This is a genomic window from Flagellimonas ulvae (assembly GCF_049333175.1).
Taxonomy (GTDB): Bacteria; Bacteroidota; Bacteroidia; order Flavobacteriales; family Flavobacteriaceae; genus Flagellimonas.
This window is the reverse complement of sequence record NZ_CP186325.1, coordinates 2,974,489-2,995,711: the sequence shown is the minus strand read 5'-3', so window position 1 is coordinate 2,995,711 and position 21,223 is coordinate 2,974,489. Positions and strand designations below refer to the sequence as shown.

General features: G+C 42.1%; 15 protein-coding genes. 9 read left to right on the top strand and 6 right to left on the bottom strand.

What is annotated here, in order from left to right:
* Window positions 1-52: 52 nt before the first annotated feature.
* From ACOKFD_RS13760 to ACOKFD_RS13750, 3 genes are read right to left on the bottom strand one after another with little or no spacing between them, the layout of a single operon-like run.
* Complete coding sequence (locus tag ACOKFD_RS13760) at window positions 53-1,459, bottom strand: tagaturonate reductase (protein ID WP_422858436.1); 1,407 nt, start codon at window positions 1,457-1,459, stop codon at window positions 53-55.
* Window positions 1,460-1,471: 12 nt separating this feature from the next.
* Complete coding sequence (gene uxaC, locus ACOKFD_RS13755) at window positions 1,472-2,920, bottom strand: glucuronate isomerase (RefSeq protein ID WP_422858435.1); 1,449 nt, start codon at window positions 2,918-2,920, stop codon at window positions 1,472-1,474.
* 23 nt (window positions 2,921-2,943) lie between these two features.
* Window positions 2,944-3,975 (bottom strand): LacI family DNA-binding transcriptional regulator, encoded by a 1,032-nt coding sequence (locus tag ACOKFD_RS13750; RefSeq protein WP_422858434.1) that lies wholly within the window; start codon window positions 3,973-3,975, stop codon window positions 2,944-2,946.
* A 254-nt stretch (window positions 3,976-4,229) separates the two neighbouring features.
* Here ACOKFD_RS13750 and ACOKFD_RS13745 point away from each other — a divergent pair, with 254 nt between their 5' ends.
* From ACOKFD_RS13745 to ACOKFD_RS13715, 7 genes are all read left to right on the top strand, one after another.
* On the top strand, window positions 4,230-7,091 hold the full coding sequence (locus ACOKFD_RS13745; protein WP_422858433.1) for a TonB-dependent receptor: 2,862 nt from the start codon (window positions 4,230-4,232) through the stop codon (window positions 7,089-7,091).
* Window positions 7,092-7,116: 25 nt separating this feature from the next.
* Complete coding sequence (locus ACOKFD_RS13740; RefSeq protein WP_422858432.1) at window positions 7,117-8,604, top strand: hypothetical protein; 1,488 nt, start codon at window positions 7,117-7,119, stop codon at window positions 8,602-8,604.
* A 43-nt stretch (window positions 8,605-8,647) separates the two neighbouring features.
* Window positions 8,648-9,871, top strand: a complete 1,224-nt coding sequence (locus ACOKFD_RS13735; protein WP_422858431.1) for a mandelate racemase/muconate lactonizing enzyme family protein — start codon at window positions 8,648-8,650, stop codon at window positions 9,869-9,871.
* Window positions 9,868-11,196 carry a glycosyl hydrolase family 28 protein gene (locus ACOKFD_RS13730; protein WP_298995649.1) on the top strand — a complete coding sequence of 443 codons (1,329 nt, stop codon included), beginning with the start codon at window positions 9,868-9,870 and terminating at the stop codon, window positions 11,194-11,196. The genes ACOKFD_RS13735 and ACOKFD_RS13730 overlap by 4 nt, the downstream gene beginning before the upstream one ends.
* Window positions 11,193-12,446, top strand: coding sequence for a hypothetical protein (locus tag ACOKFD_RS13725; RefSeq protein WP_422858430.1), 1,254 nt, complete (start codon window positions 11,193-11,195; stop codon window positions 12,444-12,446). Before ACOKFD_RS13730 ends, ACOKFD_RS13725 begins: the two co-directional genes overlap by 4 nt.
* A gap of 69 nt (window positions 12,447-12,515) precedes the next feature.
* Window positions 12,516-13,856 (top strand): glycoside hydrolase family 28 protein, encoded by a 1,341-nt coding sequence (locus ACOKFD_RS13720; RefSeq protein WP_422858429.1) that lies wholly within the window; start codon window positions 12,516-12,518, stop codon window positions 13,854-13,856.
* A 3-nt stretch (window positions 13,857-13,859) separates the two neighbouring features.
* Window positions 13,860-15,713, top strand: a complete 1,854-nt coding sequence (locus ACOKFD_RS13715; protein ID WP_422858428.1) for a glycoside hydrolase family 2 protein — start codon at window positions 13,860-13,862, stop codon at window positions 15,711-15,713.
* On the opposite strand, the gene uxuA is transcribed toward ACOKFD_RS13715, so the two are convergent.
* From uxuA to ACOKFD_RS13700, 3 genes are read right to left on the bottom strand one after another with little or no spacing between them, the layout of a single operon-like run.
* Window positions 15,710-16,885, bottom strand: coding sequence for a mannonate dehydratase (gene uxuA / locus ACOKFD_RS13710; RefSeq protein ID WP_422858427.1), 1,176 nt, complete (start codon window positions 16,883-16,885; stop codon window positions 15,710-15,712). The two genes, ACOKFD_RS13715 and uxuA, sit on opposite strands and share 4 nt — an antisense overlap.
* 15 nt (window positions 16,886-16,900) lie before the next feature.
* A complete protein-coding gene (locus ACOKFD_RS13705) occupies window positions 16,901-17,716 on the bottom strand; it encodes an SDR family oxidoreductase (protein WP_298995658.1) in 816 nt (271 codons plus the stop codon).
* A 9-nt stretch (window positions 17,717-17,725) separates the two neighbouring features.
* A complete protein-coding gene (locus ACOKFD_RS13700; protein WP_422858426.1) occupies window positions 17,726-19,366 on the bottom strand; it encodes a UxaA family hydrolase in 1,641 nt (546 codons plus the stop codon).
* Window positions 19,367-19,504: 138 nt separating this feature from the next.
* Here ACOKFD_RS13700 and ACOKFD_RS13695 point away from each other — a divergent pair, with 138 nt between their 5' ends.
* Both ACOKFD_RS13695 and ACOKFD_RS13690 read left to right on the top strand, forming a co-directional pair.
* Window positions 19,505-20,542, top strand: coding sequence for a PfkB family carbohydrate kinase (locus tag ACOKFD_RS13695; protein ID WP_422858425.1), 1,038 nt, complete (start codon window positions 19,505-19,507; stop codon window positions 20,540-20,542).
* A gap of 15 nt (window positions 20,543-20,557) precedes the next feature.
* Entirely contained in the window at window positions 20,558-21,223 is a 666-nt protein-coding gene (locus tag ACOKFD_RS13690; protein WP_422858424.1) for a bifunctional 4-hydroxy-2-oxoglutarate aldolase/2-dehydro-3-deoxy-phosphogluconate aldolase, read from the top strand.

Below are 21,223 nucleotides of genomic sequence, written 5' to 3'. Positions count from 1 at the left end.
GTTTTACAGGACTTTTGTATTTGAAGAATTTTCTAGCATTATGAGGTAAATCTTAAACGTTCGTAATAGCCATTATTTTTTTTTTAAAAAAGTTGGTCAACAATACTTCTTTTTCCATGTTTATCCCCCATAAGGCTTCATTTGACAAAATTCGAGATATGGTGAGTTCCACATCTTTAGAACTCCAGGCCTCTTTGAAAAAAGAGGCAACTGTTTCGTCATCTTTAATGGGAATACTTTGGGATGCATGTTCTCCTTTGTAAAACACCATTAAGTAAGTGAAGGCAACTGCCAGACCTTCGGGTACCTGCTTGTAACTTTCTAAATAGTTCAAAATACTGGGCAAAACCCTTACTCTGAACTTAGATATGGAATTCAGAGAAATATCCAACAACTTATGCTTTATAAAGGGGTTTTTAAACCTTTCCAATACTTCATACGCATACGTTTCAAGTTCTTCTTTTGGCATATCCAGAGTGGGTATAATTTCCTTGAAAATGATTTGGTCAAGAAATTTCGCCATCTTTTCGTCCTCCACAACCTCTCGTACCTCTTTGAAACCATTCAAATAAGCAATAGGCACCATGGCTGTGTGCGTACCATTCAAAATCCGAACCTTCCGGGTTCTAAATGGAGTCAAATCATTGGTAAATACTACATTCAACCCTGCTTCTTTAAATCGAAGAAGGTCTTCAAGTTTCTTAGGGCCTTCTATGACCCATAAATGAAAAGGCTCGGCCTTTACAACAAGATTATCCTCATAGTCCAGCTTCTCCTGAATAGCCTGAATATTTTCTTTCGGAAAACCGGGAACAATTCTGTCAACCAAGGTGTTATAGAAAATAACACTACGTTCAACCCACTGAACAAAATCTTTTGATAAATTCCAAAGTTCAATGTACTTCAGAACGCATTCTTTGAGCTTATCTCCATTTTTTTCAATCAATTCACAAGGAAGGATTTTTAATTCCTTTGGAGGATATCTATCAAAGCTGATAAAATGTTGATGCAACAAGGCAGTAAGTTTTCCGGGAAACGTTTTAGGAAGAGTTTTTGGATTATCATCCTTTTCATCAAAAACGATTCCCGCTTCGGTAGTGTTGGACACGATAAACTCTAAATCCGGGTTTTCTGCGAGTTCTAAAAAAGCCTGATAATTCTCAAAGGGATTCAAGACACCTTCAATGGAAGTAATTAACCTGGTGGTTTGGGTTTTTATGCCTTTTTCTATGCCTTCAAGTAACACATGGTAAAGGCCCTCTTGTTCATTAATCCATGCTCCCATTCCTTTTTGTAGAGGTTGAACAATCTGAATGTTCCCATTAAAATGGGTTTTCTCATTAAGAATATCTACCATCCAATCCACAAAACCTCTCAAAAAATTACCTTCGCCAAATTGAATGATTCGAATGGGCCGTTCTGGCACCATAGGCACCGTTTTTCTATTTAGTTTTTTCATGTCAACTATGAATCAAAATCCGAAGTAGTCTTTGGCATTATAGTAGCAAATATCTGATACGATTTTCCCCAACCACTTCTCATCAGTTGGCAACTCACCATTTTGGACATCGGTCCCCAAAAGGTTGCACAAGATTCTACGAAAGTATTCGTGTCTTGGGAATGACAAGAAACTTCTTGAATCAGTTAGCATACCAATAAAACAACTTAACAGGCCTAAGTTGGAAAGGCTGTTCAATTGCTTTTCCATGCCATCTTTTTGGTCCAGGAACCACCAAGCAGAACCAAACTGCATTTTTCCTTTAACGCTACCGTCATTAAAATTTCCTATCATACTGGCAAAAACTTCGTTATCCGATGGGTTTAAATTGTAGATAATGGTCTTGGTCAACTGATCGGTACTATCCAAAAGATTTAAAAAATTGGCAAGGGGTCTGGCCTGTTGAAAATCACCGATACTGTCAAATCCCGTATCAGGGCCAAGCTTGGACAGCATTCTCTGATTGGTATTGCGTAAGGCACCCAAATGAAACTGCTGCACCCATCCAACCTCGTCATATTTTCTACTAAGATGGACCAAGGTCTCAAATTTGAAGTAAGCTATCTCTTTATAGGACAACTGTTTACCACTCAAAAGTTGTTGAAAGAGCAAGGAAGCATCAAAATCTCCTAAATCAAAGTTGTGAAACTGTTCCAATCCATGGTCTGCGCTCTTACAACCTAGTTCAGTAAAAAAAAGTATGCGTTGATATAGCGCTTGAACCAAATCCGAATATGTCTTTATTTCGTAATCAACACATTCACTCAGCCGGGTTAGATAATCAATATATTCTTTGGATTCTTCAACCGCATAGGCCTTATCAGGCCTGAAGGATGGGAGTAGTTTTAGGGTAGGCTCTTCCCTCTGAAATTTCGCATGATATCTTAGATCATCTATAGGGTCGTCAGTGGTTGCTACCACATCCACATTCATTTTTTTCAAAAGCCCTTTTGTCTTAAACTCCTTTTCTTGAAGAAGCTCTCCAGTCAAGTCATATATCTGCTTTGCATTGTTTGAATCAAGAAGCTCCGAAATACCAAAATATCTTTGGAGTTCCATATGCGTCCAATGATAGAGCGGGTTTCTAAGGGTGTAGGGAACCGTTTTTCCCCACATCATAAACTTTTCCTCATCAGTGGCATCTCCAGTAATGTATTTCTCGTCAATCCCCAATGTGCGCATTGCTCGCCATTTGTAGTGGTCTCCCTTTAGCCAAACTTCGGTGCAATTTGCATATTGATGGTTATCAACTATTTCCGCTGGAGGCAAGTGATTGTGGTAATCAATAATGGGCAAAGGTTTGGCAAAATCGTGGTAAAGTCTCTTGGCAAAATCATTCTGAAGCAGAAAATCTTCATCCATGAACTTGGAACTTGATTTGTGCAATCGATTGTACTGTATGTTCTTTTCGGACAATGCCATATGATATTATTATAATGAAGAGTTTACGATTTCTTTTTCAATGATGAGGCCCTAACAATCAATTCTGGTTGTAAGACCGTTTTTTTGGGGACGATTTTCTTTTTTTCTGAATTGAGGGCGTTGAAGAAAAGATTGGCAGCTGTATGTCCCATTTCTATGGGAAACTGATTCACTGAAGTCAAAGGAGGATCGGTGAAAGAGGTAAAAGGTTCATTCAAAAAACCCACCAAAGCGACATTCTCGGGTATTTTGAGTCCTTTCTCTTTTAAAACCTGCATAGCTCCCATGGCCGCATAGTCACTGGCAGAGAATATGGCATCAAAATCTGCACCACTGTTTAATAAATCTTGTGCGTGCGAACGCCCATCCTCAAGCTGAAGATTACCGCTAAAAACCAAAGCTTCGTCCTGTTCAATGCCATGGTCCTCCAATGCGTTCACATATCCACGATAGCGCTCCTTATAAATATTTATTTTTCGTTCCGTTGTGAAATGTGCAATTTTAGTACACCCTTGTTCAATCAAATGGGAAGTAGCTAAGTAAGCGCCTTGATAATCATCAATCACAACCTGACTGGTTTGCAAGTTGGGTGTGGTTCTATCAAACAATACTAGTGGAAGTCCACGTTCCAAAACCTGCTGGTAGTGATCAAACTGTTGGGTATTTTTACCAATAGAAGCAATAATTCCATCCACCCGTGCGTTCAAAAAGGCTTTGACCGCGTTCTCCTCATTATCAAATACCTCATTCGATTGACTGACAATTACCCGATAATCCAAGGAATTTGCAACCTCTTCAACACCTCTAATTATGGAAGAGAAAAAAGCACGATTTATAGTAGGAACCAACATTCCAATGAGTTGCGTGCGGCCACTTCGCAAAGCCGATGCTATTTGGTTGGGTTCGTAGTTAAGCTCCCGAGCCGTTTTAAGAACAGCCTTACGGGTGGTGTCACTTATCCTAGGATTTCCATTTAGAGCTCTCGATACCGTAGAAGCTGTAACATTCAACTTTTCCGCGATATCATGTATGGTAGTTTTTTTAGTGTTTTCCATTAGGTTCAACCGAACTTTCTACAAAAATACTTAGCTCTTATAATTATAAATAAATGTAATCGATTGCGCAATTTATAGATTAATTTGTCTATTTAAAAATATTGGACAAAGTTTTTTAAATGTAAGAAAAAGCTCTTATTTATTAATATTTACGCATTTTTTCAATCTATTATTTGTGAATTTAATATTTCTTTATTATTTATGCAATCGATTGCACAAACAAATTAACTGAAATTGATTATCAAGTAATGAAGATGCTAACAATCAGAAAAACAATTGTCCCAATCTTGTTTTTATGTTTTGGTTTTGTCCTTTCCTGGGGCAACGAGCCTGACAAGAATTCTTCCTACGCTTTAGCCTTCCAATCATTTGGTGGCGTAAGTGGACGTGTTTTAGGAGAAGCAGGAGAACCACTTCCTGGTGCTTCGGTGGTGATTCGCCAGTTGGCTATTGGAACCAGTAGTTCTTTAGAAGGATTGTTCAATTTGCCTCGAGTTCCTTATGGATCTCATGAAATTGAGGTTTCCTATATAGGTTTTGAACCCTATCGAACCACAATCGAAGTCAATTCTTCTTCCCTTTCTTTGGGAGATATTGTATTGCAACCATCAGTTAACACCTTAGGTGAAGTAATTGTAACGGGAAGTTTGGAAGGACAGCAACGAGCTTTCAATCAACAGAAGAATGCAGACAACATCAAAACCATTGTTTCAGCAGATTTAATTGGCCGCTTTCCAGATATTAATGTTGGAGAAGCCATGCAACGTGTTTCTGGTGTTACTATTGAGAGGGACAACGGTGAGGGAAGTATCGTAAAAATCAGGGGGACCCCACAAAACTTTACCACGGTATCCATAAACGGTGAGCAAATTCCAACTACGGATGAAGGTGGTGGTCGTACAGAAGGTCTTGCGCTAATTAGTGCCGACCAATTAGCTTCCATGGAAGTTAGCAAAGCGATTACACCAGATATGGATGGTGACGCTGTGGGCGGAGCTATTAATCTAATAACACCAACGGCAGCTTCGGCCAAAGGAAGAATTAAAGGATCTATTGGGGGCGGATATAATGACCTTTTTCGAAGAGGAAGTCAAATCGTTAGATTAAAATATGACCGAAGATTTGCCGATAACAAATTTGGAATATTGTTTGGAGGTAGCTACTACAACACAGTAAACGGTGAAGAGCGGTTTGAAGCAACTTACCGTAATCGAAGAATCGGTAGCGAAGATGACCCTAATTCATTTAGGGCCAATGTCATTGATGATTACCGATTACGCCCACTATTGAACGAAAGGACCCGTATTGGAGTGAATGCTACATTTGACTATCGTTTTAACGACAACTCTCAGGTAATCTTTAAAGCCATATACAATAAACTTGAAGATGAGTCTCTAAGAAGAAGGATTCGTTTTCGTCCAAGGAACAACTACAATGACCCATTAAATCCCGATGTTGCCGGTCCAGATAATGATGTACGTGTGAGGCGTGACATTAATGATCGCGTAATTGATAGGGAAAACATCACAATAACCTTTGATGGAAAGCATCCGCTTGGAACTTTTGGACAACTTGATTATGGAATCAACTACACTCGTTCGGAAAGGGTTTTACGAAGTGATCGCTTTGTTTTCCGGGAACGTGATTTAACCCTACAACTGACCAGAGATGGGGATTTCACCTTGTTCTCTTCTCCAGATTTCGACTTTGAGGACTACGCAGCCTATGATTTCAATTCGTTTCAACAAGATAAACCCATATTGAACCGAGGCGATAATACTGTAGCCAAAATAAACCTTACGGTTCCTTTTAATCTTGGGAAAAATGCGGGTGAATTCAAAACAGGAGGAAAATATCGAGACTTGGATAATATCCGAAGAAGAAACACCATAGAGTACAATGAATTCAACGGTCCGTACAATCTCACTCAGGTCTTTGACAACAATGAAAGCTCCATTTTTGATGGTCGCTACCAAATGGGGCGTTTTCCGGACCCACAAAGAGCCATGCAGCATTTTATGGATAACCAAGCGGCCTACCAAATTGATGAAAACGCTTCTCGTATTAACAGTGAGAGCTTCTTTTTTGATGCGGGTGAAGACGTTTATGCCGCTTATTTCCAAGGAAAACTACAGTTTAATAAATTCAGGGTTTTGGCTGGCGTACGTTATGAGAAAACCGATGTGAATTATGATGCATTAAGGTTGGAGATAGAACCGCCAGCTCAAGATGGAGCTCCGGCTGTTCCAATTTCATCAGAACCAGTTTCCGGAAGTAATTCTTATGACTTCTTTTTACCTATGGTACATCTTAGGTATGAACTTAATGACCGCACGAACCTTAGGTTTGCTTATACCCAATCGTATGCCAGACCGGAACTTCAAGACTTGGTCCCATCACAAAATATCAACTTTGCAGACCAGTTGTTGACTACTGGAAATCCAGAGTTGTTGCCTGCAAGTGCAGATAATCTTGATTTACTTTTTGAATCCTATTTAAAGGGAGCTGGAGTTATTTCTGGTGGAGTTTTCTACAAGAGGATTGAAAACTTCATTTTTGATCAGATTTCCAATGTCGATTTCAACAATGATGTATTCCTTCAAACTGAACCAATAAATGGGGATGAAGCTGAGTTGTTGGGCGTAGAGTTAAACTTTACCAAAAAACTTGATTTTTTGCCAGGATTTCTCTCAGGTCTTGGCGTCTTTTTAAACTACACATGGGTTGATTCCAACAGTAGTTTTGAGTTTTTTGATGAGGATACAGAAGAAACTCTCGTTAGAGATGATGTTTCTTTTGTTGGTCAAGCAGATAACACCTGGAACGCTGCGCTTTCATATGATTTGGGTGGATTCAGTGCAAGAGCTTCTTTGAACTATAATGGACGTTCGCTTTTAAGTTTTTCGGATGACCCAGAACAGGACTTTTTCTTGGAAGAACGCTATCAGTTGGATGTAAACGCATCCCAAAAGATTTCAGACAACTTAACGGTCTTCGTTGAATTCGTAAATCTTACCAACGAACCTAACTTAGAGTTCCAGTCTGTACGCAGCCAAGTTACCAATTATGAGATTTATGATTGGTCCGCACGATTTGGTCTAAATTTTAAATTCTAACACAATGAGAATAAAAAGTAAACTCATGCGCACAGGTATCGCAATCATTACCTTGTTTCTGGTGTTTTCTTGCAATGACGATGATGATTCATTTGAACCACCAACCTTTGATTCCCCTGAAATAGAACTTTCCATAGATAGTGGATCATTCCGTATTGGCCAAACCATTAGAGTAACTGCCGAATATGAAGCATCCGCCCTGTTTAGGGAGTTTGTGGTGCAAAGGGGCAATTCTGTAATAGAGCGTATAACCTATCCAGAAAGAACAGAGGGAGAAGATGACTTCACATTGGAGTTCTTAATAACGGATGACCTTTTGGGCACTACCCAAACCTTTACGTTCACCATTATCGACTCGTTGGGAGAATCAGAAAGTGTAACTTTTACCGCAACAGTTTCAGAAGTAGAACCCGCCTTTACTTTTGAGGATGTGGACATCAACGGAACCACTTTCCGACAGGTAACCGGTAGAATCAATTTTGATGAAACATTCGATAAAGAAAACCTTTGGTTACTCAACGGAGAAGTTGAAGTAGATGATATCACCACCTTGACCATTGAAGAAGGAACAACCATATATGCCTTAGATGAGAATACCGAGTTAAATGTTCGCGTTGGGGGAACCCTATTGGCTGAAGGAACTCTGGAAGAACCCATTGTATTTACCTCCATTAATGCCGCTCCCAATCAACCTGAAGACCCAGATGATGGGGATTGGATAGGTGTCGTGCTAAGAGGGGATGATACCCCAGAAGGTAATTCAGGGATTTTGAAATATGTTCGGATAGAAAATGGTGGAAATGGCGATGAGGCACTCCAACTTCGACAAGTAGGTGGCGTAACCACCATTGACTTTGTTCAAGTTCACAATGCTGATGATACCGGAATCCGTATGCGAGGAGGTTTTGTAAACCTAAAACATATCTTGATAACCAAACCAGATGATCGTGGTGTCCGCTACAGTGATGGCTGGGAAGGCAATGGACAGTTTTGGGTTATTCTTACAGATGTTGATGATAGTGAAGGTATTCTCGGAAGAGACACTGATGAATCCCCTAGAAACTCCGATGCTATAATGTCCAACGTCACTGTCATTGGTCCACTTATCCTTGGTGATGGAGCTGGAGACACTGATGGGGTCCAAATACGGGATGGAGGCCAAGGAGAATTCCATAACTTTATTGTTACTGGTTTTGATGATTCCTTTAGAAACAGAAGTGATGACGGCGATATGATTATTAGAAATTCCGCCGTTTTTGGTAACGGTCAGGCGGAAGATGAGGACGGATTGCATAGCAGCATTGATGATGAGTACTTAGATCCAGCAAATCAGAATTCGGTAGACGAAATAACCTTAACGGACACCTTCATTGGGGTTTCTACTACCAATTCATCGGATGCTTCGACACTAGGGGATTTCTTCGATGCTGTGAACTTCGTGGGAGCCGTTTCACCAGATGATGATTGGACCTTAGGATGGACCATAAATTTTGATGGTACACTGAGAGAATAAAAATAAGTTTGAGTTGGTTAGTTTTAGTTTAAAGAAATTGTAAATGAATAGATCAGAATTCATTAAAACGATTTCATCGGCAACCCTGGCAACAGGGTTGCCTTTTCCTATCTGGAGTCTGAAATCGAATGAATGTTCGATAGCCATGTTTAAGGAGATGGCCAGGGATGATGATTTTGTCATAAAGGACATCGATACTTTCATGCTTCGAAAGGCACTTTTTGTTTCGGTAGAGCTCAACAATGGTATTAAAGGATGGGCTGAAGCCATGCCCAATGACAAACGTAGTTCCCGTACCTTGATTGAAAAAACCCTAAAAAACTACTTTGAAGGCACCAATATCTTCGACATAGAAAAGACGTGGGACTATTGCATCAAGTCCGAATATGATTTAGGTCCCGGAGGACTGCTTACCTATTCCTTATCCGGAATCGATTGTGCCATTTACGATGCTATGGGAAAGGCCACCCAGAAACCCGTTTACGAACTTTTAGGGGGTAAACTAAGGGATTCCGTGGAGGTATATGCCAGTTTTACAAGAGATGTCTATCCTACACCAGAGCAGGCAGCGGCCAAGGCCAAAGCATTGGTCGAAGAAGGATATAAAACGCTGAAATTTCGCATGCGTTGGGGACTCGAAAACCAAGACCCTCCCAACGACAATACCGTTGATTTCGCTCGGGCGCTTCGCGAAGCTATTGGTGCCGATATTCAATTGGCTATGGATGCGAACATGGGACATACCCAAAAAAGGGCCATTGTCTTGGGTAAAGAACTTGAGGAATTCAACTTGGCATGGTGGGAAGAACCTACAGCGCCTTACGATTACGAAGCCATCAAGGCAATAGTGGATAACGTGAATATCCCCATCGTTTTTGGCGAACACGCCTATACGGTAGAACAGATTCAGCATTTATTGACCTATGGGGGGTCATGGGCGGTAAATCCAGATTTGCTAAAGTGCGGAGGCTTTACCGGAGGAAAACGGATTGGTGACTTTATTGCCGAAAAAGGGGTGAAACTGGTAGCCCATAATTCTAGACCCTCTTTGAGCACGGTTTGTATGCTCCATTGGGTTTGCGCCACAAAAATGGCGACGCTTCCACAGGAGTTTGCGCTACGTGAAAAAGCGCCTGGGGCTTTTGATTGTTTAACCGGTTTTCCGGAATTTAAAAATGGTCGTTTGCATATTAGCAATAGACCAGGGTTGGGTGTGGAGGTAGATGAAGATCAGGTGAGGGCTTACGATAAAAAATACACCAAATGAGATATGCGGTATGGCTGATTCCTGTCTTTGGTTTATTTCTCTTGATATCCTGTAGAGGGCAAAGTCAAAAAGAGCTCAATATTCTCGATTTTGGTGCGGTTCCCGATGGTAAGACGATGAATACACAAGCCATTCAGTCCACAATTGATAAGGCGTTAAAATCAAAAGGAAAAGTTATCATCCCGAAGGGGACCTTTTTAACCGGAGCATTGACATTGGGTCCTGATATCACTTTACAAATTGATGAAGGAGCGACACTCTTGGCCAGTCCCAACATGAAAGATTATCCTGAAAGACATTTCATTTCGGCCCCTTATGCCGATAGTCTCATAATTAAAGGTAAGGGAACCATTAATGGTAACGGAACCGCTTTTTATGATAAGGATTGGAAGTTTACGGAACGACCGCAACCTTGGATTGTCATCAGTGATGCCAAAGGCGTTTCAGTAACCGGAATACACTTTGAAAATAGTCCGTCGCATACCCTTAACTTCAACTTTTGTGATGGTGTTACCGTGGATAGTATTTCCATAAAGAACAATCCCCAGAGTCCCAATACGGATGGAATAGACATTCGAAATACCAGAAATATTGCAGTAACCAATGCGGACATTCGAACGGGAGATGATGCCATTTGTCTTAAAGTAACTTCCAAAGCAGACCTTTGGCATGATCCAAAAGGCAATCCCAGACCTAGGACAGTGGAAAACGTTTTGGTAAAGCATTGCTATTTGGAGAGTGATGACTCTGCCCTAAAACTGGGAACGGGCAGTGGCCATTTTACAGAGAACATAGTATTTGAAGATATTACCATTCGTAAAACCCGCTATGCGATGGCTTTGTTTATGATGGATGGTGGGGTCTATCGGGACATTCTCTTTAAAGATATTGATGCGGAAACCGGAGCTCGTCATGCACAGGAATATGGTATTTTTATAGATATTCATCAGCGAAAAGAGGATTCTCCCGTGGGTCAAATAGAAAATATTCGGTTTGAGGATTGTTCCATTGCCACAAACGGTATTTTTTATATGTCAGGCCATCCAGCGCAAATGATCGATGATATTCAACTGGAAAATGTGAATGTAACTTTCATGGGGCATCTGGATAATTCTTCATGGAAAAAGCCAAAGGGAAACAAAAAAATTAAACAGTGGGCCTCGACATCCGATTTTGTTCGTGAAAAGGGAAAGTTCATACTTGCTGATGCGAAAAAGGTCCGATTGAAGAATGTAACCTTTAACCAAGTCCCGAATGATTCCATCCCTTTGTTTTGGAAGCACAATGTTTCCTTGGATACCCTAAATGTCAAAATCATCCCATGACCCGTAAACTATTCCTTGCTATTCCACTCTTTTGGTGTTTTCTGGGTTGTGCTCAAAGGGAATCCCTCGATTTAGACGAAGCATATCAACAAAAAATAGAGATTTCATTGAATCGCGGCATAGAACATGCAGGAAGCGTTTGTTTGGATGCTGCTGGAAAAGCGAAAGGGGATTACGAAATGATATCCGGTACCTGGCTGGAGTATGAACCGGCCTGGCACACAGGACAATTGATTCAAGGGCTTTTGAAAGCCTACCAAGTGACCCAAAACCAAGACGCCCTAAACTATGCTATAAAAGGCGGGGACTGGTGGGTAAGTCTACAATTTCCTGAGGGACACCGCCTTGAAGGCTATATGAATGCTATTCATGGCGCAAGCGTAGGAAATCTAATCAACACGACCACCATTACCGATGGAACACCGGGGCTCTTTGATCTAAGCGAGGTGACAAGAGACACTAAATATGCTGAGGTCGCCAGTTCCGCTGGAAAATGGATTTTGAACAACCTCTATCTTCCTGAGCATCGGTTAAGTTATAATATTGTTGACCCAGCATCTGGGGAAATCTGGAAAGATAAAAGTCCGCATACCCAACATCAAGGTCATGAAATCACCCTGAAACAAGTTGCGCGGCCTAATGCCGAGGGGTATTTGTGGAAAGATATGTTTGAGTTTAAGGGAGAGAAACTTTATAAAAATGCCTTTTTGGAGGTTTGCGATGGACTAGTCACCAGTCAAAGTGACAATGGCTTCTGGATGGATTTTGAGCCCAATGATCCAAATACTGGAAAAATCCATGCACGATTCAATACTTGGAATGCGGAGGCGCTGATTGAAGCCTACACCTTGACCGAGAATCAAAAATACTTGGATGCTGCCCTTAAAACAGGCCATGGACTGGCCTCCATCCAACAAAAAAATGGAGTGATTTTTTACTTAAGCTATACCGATGGCTCTGTGGATGATCGCTCTCCCTGTGGTTCAGGGACTTCTTTCGCGGGAATTCTTTGGCTACGATTACTGGAATTGGGTCATGTGGATTTCAAGGCCAACATTAAAAAAGCACTGGACTTTACCCTAAAAAATCAATTTTCAGCTGAACACCCGGATGAAAACTTGGCAGGAGGCTATTACGAGATTCGCCAAAAAGCGAAAGACAACGGAAAAATGAAACTCATCTATCGCGACATTGCCACAGCTTTTGGATTACGGTTTTTAAGCGATGTGCACCAATTTGAATTCCAGTAAGTTATGAGGTTTTCGAGAGGTATGTCACAATGCGATTTAAAAACAAAAACAATAATTGGAATTATTCCAATGCTGTTCAGTTTAGCATGTAACCCGCAACCTAAGGATGATTTCACCAAAGAAAAGGCCCAACAAACCATTACTAAGGGCTGGTCAGTGACCTATCCGGATATTTTGGAAGCTATTCAAGTGCCTTCCTTTCAGGATACGACAGTGGTTATTAAGGACACCACGGATTTTAGAAACAACATCAACAAGACCATCTCCCAACTTTCCGAAGATGGAGGCGGTACGATAAAAGTCAATCCTGGAAGATACAATATCAAGGGAAGTGTTTTTTTGGCATCAAACATCCGATTGCATCTGGAGAACGGGGCAGAACTTTGGTTTTCGCCGAATCCTTCAGATTATTTACCTGTTGTAAAATCGCGATGGGAGGGTACCTTTCTCATGAATTATTCGCCACTTATTTACGCAATTGATGTGGAGAACATAGCGATTACTGGAAAGGGGTTGATCAATGGGCAGACCAAACAAATATGGTACACCTGGAAAGAAAAACAGGATGCCGATAAGAAACAGCTGAGACAAATGGGTAATGATGAAATCCCTTTGGAAAAACGGGTTTTTGGAGCGGGACATTATTTGAGGCCCTCGGCCATTGAATTCATCAACTGCAAGAACGTTCTTTTGGAGGATTTCAGTATCAAGGGGTCCCCGTTTTGGACAATTCATCCCGTACTTTCGGAAAACATTACCATCCGTTCGCTGAATATTGGGGCAGGCACTACCAATGACGACGGGATTAATTCCGAAAGCTGCAAAAATGTTCTTATTGAAAACTGTGTTATAAGTACGCATGATGATTGCGTGGCGCTAAAAGCAGGTCGTGACCAGGATGGATGGCCGTATCCTCCCAATGAAAATATCATCGTTCGAAACAATAGCTTCAAGACCGAAGTGGGAAGTGGATTTTGTATAGGTTCCGAAATGTCAGCAGGGGTTCGCAACGTTTTTGTGGAGAACTGCGAATTGGTATCCAGTGGAAAGCATGCTTTTCAGTTTAAAAGCAATCCCGACCGGGGAGGCTTTATCGAAAATGTTTTTATACGAAACATCAAGGTTGAAGCCGTGAAATATGGATTTGAGTTCACCACGGATTATAAAGGCTGGCGGGGAAACGAATACTTCACCACGTATCAAGGTTTTTATTTCCAGAATATTCAAATCGAAGAAGCCACGGGCAAATCCATTGTCATCAAAGGAAGACCTGAAGAGCCCATTCGAAAAGTATATTTTGAAAACTGTGCCATTCACCAATCTCCACAATTGGAGGTGGTTTCGGAAGCTTCGCAAATACTTTTTGAGAACACTAAAATCAACATGAACCTTTTGCCCACAAACGATTGACCTATGAAAAGAATACGTCTTGGCTTTTTTCTGTTTTTTCTATTTGGAATGCAGTTTATATGGTCTCAAGAACCGCTGCTCCAAAATGCATACAGTAGACCTTCGACCTTGCTTAATGGCAACTGGAAGTATGTTATCGACCCCTACGATACGGGGTATCGCAACCATAGAAACTGGCTTCCTTTTGATGAGGCGGAATCCACAAAGGCATCCGCAAAGCCCTATTACACTGATAAGGTGATTGAAAACCGCTGGGACCGTGTGGAGTACAATTTCAATACTTCCCCAGAGATTTTAGTACCTGGGGATTGGAACAGTCAATTCGAAAAACTGGAGTATTACGAGGGTGCGATTTGGTATCGCACTACGTTCGATTATAGCCTAAAGGAGGGGACTGAAGTGTTTCTGTATTTTGGAGCAGCCAATTATCAGACCGATGTATACCTCAACGGGGAAAAGGTTGGTCAGCATTTGGGAGGATTCGACCCGTTCAACTTTGAGGTCTCTGACAAACTAAAGCCTAAAGGGAATTCTTTGGTGGTTCGTGTGGACAACAAAAGGGAAAAACATCGTGTGCCGAACTTCACGACGGACTGGTGGAATTATGGCGGTATTACCCGCGATGTGAAGTTGATAGCAGTGCCCAAAACCCATATTCAGGATTACAAAATTCAACTGGACCCTAAAAACGCAGACCTAATCAAGGGCTACATTCAAGTATCGAATGGAACACAGCAGAATGTATCGATTAGAATCCCGGAAGCAAAGATTCAGGAAACCTTTCGGTTGGATGAAACGGGAAAAACAGAATTTGAAATTTCCGCGAAGCGTATCAAAAAGTGGTATCCCAAACGCCCCAAATTGTATAAGGCTGAAATCACTTGTGGTGAGGACACTTTACAGGATGATATTGGCTTTAGAACCATTTCAACGGACGGTCCAAATATCCTATTGAATGGAAAATCAATTTTTCTCCGTGGCATCAGTCTTCATGAAGAAAACCCAATAAAGGTCGGTAGGGCAAATTCCATGGAAGAGGCTCAAATGTTCTTCGGATGGGCACAAGAACTTAACTGTAATTTTGTACGATTGGCACATTATCCCCATAATGAACATATGCCCCGTTTGGCGGACAAACTGGGCATTTTACTTTGGGAAGAAATACCTGTGTACTGGGGCATTGATTATGAAAACCCAGTGGCTTTTGCCCAGGCCAAATCACAATTGGAAACGCTGGTACATCGTGATAAAAATCGTGCAAGTGTAATTGTGTGGTCGGTTGCGAATGAAACCCCAGAAGTTCCTTCACGATTGAAGTTTTTGAGGGATTTAAAAAAGATTGCCCTTGCTATTGATGACACCCGATTTATAAGTGCTGCGCTGGAAAGGGATGAAAAAAGCACCGCTGATACTGTTAAGATTCCCGACCCTTTCGCCGAAGATGTCGATATGATTGCCTGTAATGAATATATCGGTTGGTATTCAGGCTTACCGGAGCGATGTTCGGAAGTGACATGGGAACTCCCAAATAATAAACCATTTTTTGTAAGTGAGTTTGGTGGTGGGGCATTGTACAACCATCACGGGGATAAGCTAACAAGATGGACCGAAGAATACCAGGAGTATTTGTATGTGGAGCAACTTAAGATGCTCCGGAAGATTCCCACCTTGCGAGGTATGACCCCTTGGATTTTGTCCGATTTTCGTTCACCCAGAAGAAACTTGCCTTTAATTCAAGATGGGTGGAATCGAAAAGGGTTAATTTCCAATGGAGGTTTCAAAAAGAAAGCCTTTCATGTTCTGAAAGCGTACTACGATGAGATGGAGAAAATCTATGATTATTCGATAAAGGATTAATCTGAATCACTCATCTGTAAAATGGCATGTTCCAACCCTCGTAATTCTGCCAACCCTTTTAAACGTCCAATTCCAGTATATCCTGGGTTAGCCGTTTTTTTCAAATCATCAAGGATTTGATGTCCATGGTCAGGCCGCATGGGCAGAGACTGATTCCTTCTTTGTTGTAATTGGGAGAGGGCTTTCATCACCTTGAACATGGGCACATCACCTTCCAAATGATGGGCTTCGTGAAAATTGCCTTGGTCATCCCGTTCTGTGCTCCTCAGATGAACAAAATGGATGTGGTCACCAAAGGTTTCAACCATTGCTACCAAATCATTGTCGGCTCGCACGCCAAAAGAACCGGTACAAAAGGTCAATCCGTTATTCGGACTCGGGGTTTGCGATAAAATGCGTTGAACGTCATCGGCAGTGCTGACCACACGGGGCAGTCCAAATAGGGGAAAAGGCGAATCATCGGGATGAATGGCCATATTGATTCCAACTTTTTCACAAACTGGGATTATCTCATCCAAAAAAAGCTTCAAATGCAAAGCGAGTTTTTCTAGGCCTATTTTCTCATAGGTGTCCAATTGTTCCTGAAATTGCGCTACGGTATACCCTTCTTCACTCCCTGGAAGCCCTGCAATGATGGTTTTGACCAATGCTTCTTGGGTTTCCTTTGAACTATTTTTTAAATAGGATTCCCCTCTGACCAATTCTTCAGGAGTATAGTCATTTTCGGCATTGGGTCGTTTCAAGATAAAACAATCAAAAGCTACCAAAGCTGCTTTTTCAAACCGAAGTGCTTTAGCACCTGAGGGCAATTCATAGTAAAGATTGGTACGGGTCCAATCCAGAACGGGCATAAAATTATAACAGACCGTTTGAATGCCCACTTCCGCCAGATGTGCCAGGGAAGCTTTGTAATTGTCTATGTGTTGTTTGTAGTTGCCACTTCGCGTTTTGATTTCTTCATGAACGGGAATGCTTTCCACTACGGCCCATTGTAACCCAGCTGCTTCGATTTCTTCTTTGCGCTTGCGGATTTCTTCCCTTGGCCAGATTTTTCCGTTGGGAATATGATGCAAAGCGGTAACCACGCCAGTAGCACCGGCCTGCCGAATATCGGAAAGACTCACTGGGTCATTTGGCCCGTACCAGCGCATGGTTTGCAATAGTTTCTTCATCGCTTCATTCAATTTTTAGACTCCCGAATAGGCACCAAAACCTCCGTCCACGGCAAGTACCGTACCTGTTACAAATTTAGAGGCATCACTACACAAATAATGAATAGCTCCAAAAAGCTCATCCGGTTGACCAAATCGATTCATGGGCGTATTGTCAATAATTTGGTTTGCTCTATCCGTATAGCTTCCATCGGTATTGGTCAAAAGTTCTTTGTTCTGTTTTGTAAGGAAAAAACCGGGAGCTACGGCGTTAACCCGTAATCCTTCCCCATATTTTTGCGCAAATTCGATGGCAAGCCATTTCGTAAGATTATCAATGGCAGCCTTCGCGGAGGAATACCCCATAACCCTTGTTAATGGGCGCTCGGCAGACATGCTGGAGATATTAATGACACTCCCTTTTTTATCATCCAGAAAAAGCGGTAAAAACGATTTAATGGAGAGGTAGGTCCCCACATAGTTGAGGTCGATGATTTTTCTTAGGGCCTCTACATCACTATCCAATAATGTCTGCTCTGGGGTTACAATCGCTCCTGCCATATTGCCACCAGCGGCGTTGATGAGTACATCCAAACTACCAAATTGGGATTTGAGGGTATCCGAAACGCTTTTTAAGTTTTCTTCATTGGTAACGTCGCAGCCAAAAGGTGTGGCTTTACCGCCATGCTTTCTAATGTCATCAGCTACCATTTGGGCTTCTGCCAGCTTTCTTCCCAGTACAATAAGATTTGCCCCCTTTGCCGCAAGGTATTTGGACCATTCTGAACCCAAAACCCCAGTTCCACCGGTAATAAGAATGTTTTTTCCTTTAATATCAAATAAGTCTTTCATGCAAAACAATTAAAGTGAAATTCCGCGTTTCCAAGGTATAAAATCATCTTGTCCCAGTTGTTGGGCCTTGGTCTTTATCTTCCCGCTGGCCACATCGATGATATATTCCATCAATTCTTCCCCCATTTGTGGGATTGACTTTTCCCCAGTAATAATACTACCGGCATCCACGTCGATAAGGTCGGGCATTCGCTGGGCCAAATCAGTATTGGAAGAAATTTTGATAACCGGTGCAATGGGGTTGCCCGTTGGCGTACCCAGACCTGTGGTGAACAAAATAATATTGGCCCCTGAACCTGCCAAAGCCGTTGTGCTTTCCACATCGTTACCTGGGGTGCAGAGTAGGTTAAGTCCAGGTTTATGGGCGTATTCTGTATAGTCAAGTACATCAGTTATGGGCGATGTGCCTCCCTTTTTGGCGGCTCCTGCGCTTTTCATGGCATCGGTAATCAAACCATCCTTGATATTCCCCGGACTGGGATTCATGTCAAAACCAGAGCCTACCGCAACGGCAGCATTGGAATAGGCTTCCATCATCTTCGTAAACCTATTGGCAATGGCGTCATGAGTACAACGGTTAATGAGTTGTTGCTCAACACCGCAGAGTTCAGGAAATTCCGCCAGCATGGTTTTTCCACCCAAGGCTACCAATATATCGGAGGCGTGCCCTACAGCCGGATTGGCTGAGATTCCGGAGAAGCCATCTGAGCCTCCACATTCCAGTCCAAGTGTCAATTTTTCCAAAGAAGCTGGCTCACGTGTCGCCTTGTTGGCTTCGGTCAGGCCATGAAAGGTAAGGGTAATGGCCTTGACCAAGAGGTCTTCTTCGGTCCCTTCGTTCTGCTGTTCCAAAATATGTAGGGGCTTATCAAAATCGGGATTCAGGGCATGTAGTTTATCTTTTAAAATGGAAATTTGTGCGTTTTGACATCCCAAACTCAGAATGGTACCCCCTGCGACGTTTGGGTTGTTCAAATAACCAGCAATCAACGCGCAAAGCGCTTCAGAATCCTGCCGAATGCCACCACAACCTCCCTGATGGGTCAGGAATTTAATCCCATCCACCTGCTTAAAAATTGGGGATACTTCAATTTGTTCTTCTTCTAACGCTATAGCGACCTTGGCGGCACTCTCATTTTGATAGTGCGTCACCAACTTTCTTACATAACTTTTGTATTTATTGGGATGCGTAAACCCTAACTCCTCCAAAAAGGCATCCTTCATAACGGCTACGTTACGGTTTTCACAAAACACAAGGGGAATTACGACCCAATAATTGGCCGTTCCCACTTGACCATCAGAGCGGTGATATCCTAAAAACGAACGACCCTTAAATTTTGAAATATCTGGTGGGCTCCAATCCAAATCCGGAATTCGTTTTCCAAAAACATCAGCTTCGTGGGATACATTTTCGGTAGTCAACACTTCTCCCTTTCCAATAGATTGATGGGCCTTTCCCACCACACTACCATACATCATGATGATATCCCCCTTATTTAAATCATGAGAAGCAAATTTATGTTTGGCTCTTACGGCTTGTTTTAACTGTAATGAACAATCATTCAACTCTAGGGCTTCTCCTTGATCCAGATTATCCAGCGCTACCAGCACATTGTCCTGAGGATGAATTTTTAGGATTTTTTGTTTCATTTCAAATTTAATTGCTAATATTGTGCAATCGATTGCACAAATTAACTAAAAATCTTTTACTTTTCTTCAAGTAATTTGAAAATAGTAGGTTTCCAATCGATTTTAATTCTTGAAATTAAGACCAAAACACACGTAGTAATGAAAAAAGTAATCACCTTTGGTGAAATTATGTTACGCCTTGCTCCTCCAGGATTTCTACGTTTTTCCCAAACCAATTCTTTTGATGTGGTTTATGGGGGTGGAGAATCGAACGTAGCGGTTTCCTTGGCCAACTACGGTATTCCAGTGGATTTTGTCACTCGATTACCTGAAAATGACCTTGGAAAATGCGCCATGATGGAACTTCGCAAACGAGGTGTAAATGTGGAGAACATCATTTGGGGCGGAGAACGATTGGGTATCTACTTTTTGGAAACTGGGGCTGTTGCCCGAGGGAGTAAGGTGGTCTATGACCGAGCTCATTCCGCGATGTCACAAATTGAGAAAGGGATGATTGATTGGGAGGCTGTTTTTAAAGATGCGGACTGGTTCCATTGGACGGGAATAACCCCGGCCATTTCACAAGGTGCGGCTGATGCCTGTTTGGAAGCCTGTGAAGTGGCAAGTCGAATGGGAGTGACCATATCCACCGATTTGAATTACAGAAAAAAACTTTGGAAATACGGGGTTGAACCTGAGACCATCATGACCCCTCTGGTGGAACATTGTGATGTAATTTTGGGGAACGAGGAAGATGCCGAAAAACATTTTGGTATTCATCCTGAGGGTGTGGATGTCACCCAAGGCCATTCGGTGAGTACCAAGGCCTTTGAATCGGTCTGTAAGCAGATGATGGAGAAGTTTCCAAAAGCGAAAAAGGTTATCACTACCTTGAGAGGGTCCATTAGTGCTTCGCACAATTCATGGGCCGGTGTGCTTTATGACGGAAAAACCTTGTATGAATCAAATACCTATCAAATCACCCATATCGTGGATCGTGTAGGAGGTGGAGACTCTTTTATGGGCGGATTGATTTACGGATTACTGACCTATGAAGGGGATGACCAGAAAGCCTTGGATTTTGCGGTAGCCGCTTCCAGTTTGAAGCACACTATCAAAGGGGATGCGAATCAAGTTACGGTGGGCGAGGTTGAAAAGCTTATGGGTGGTGATGCTTCCGGAAGAGTTTCAAGATAAAAGTGAATAGTACGAATGGACACAGTCAATCATCAACAGCTACTGAATTGCATGCATGAAACGGGATTGATTCCCGTTTTTAACCATAAAGACACCGATGTCGCAAAAAAAGTATTGGACGCTTGTTATGACGGTGGAGTACGCGTATTTGAGTTTACCAATCGGGGCGAAAATGCTTTGGCGGTTTTTAGGGAGCTGGTTACGCATGCCCAGCAATACGGTGACCTTTACCTGGGTATCGGAACCCTATTTACCAAAGAGGATGCATCCCAATTTTTGGATAAGGGTGCCCATTTTTTGGTTTCACCTGCGTTGATTCCCGAGATTGCCCATTTTGCCAATCAACAAGATTTGCTTTGGGTACCCGGGTGTGGCACGGTAACGGAGATGTATCAGGCCCTGCAACTTGAAGCAAAATTGATCAAAGCATTTCCGGGGAATGTTCTAGGCCCTGGATTTATCAAATCGGTAAAAGCAGTGTATCCGAAAGTGCCCATTATGCCTACAGGAGGGGTGAAACCTACCGAAGAGAATTTATTCGAGTGGTACAATGCTGGGGTCCATTGTGTGGGCATGGGAAGTCAACTGTTTAAAAAAGAAGTGATTGCTTCCGGCCGTTTTGAAGATTTGACCGAGTCCGTTTCCAAAACCATACAAACCATCAAAAAACTCAAAAAATAG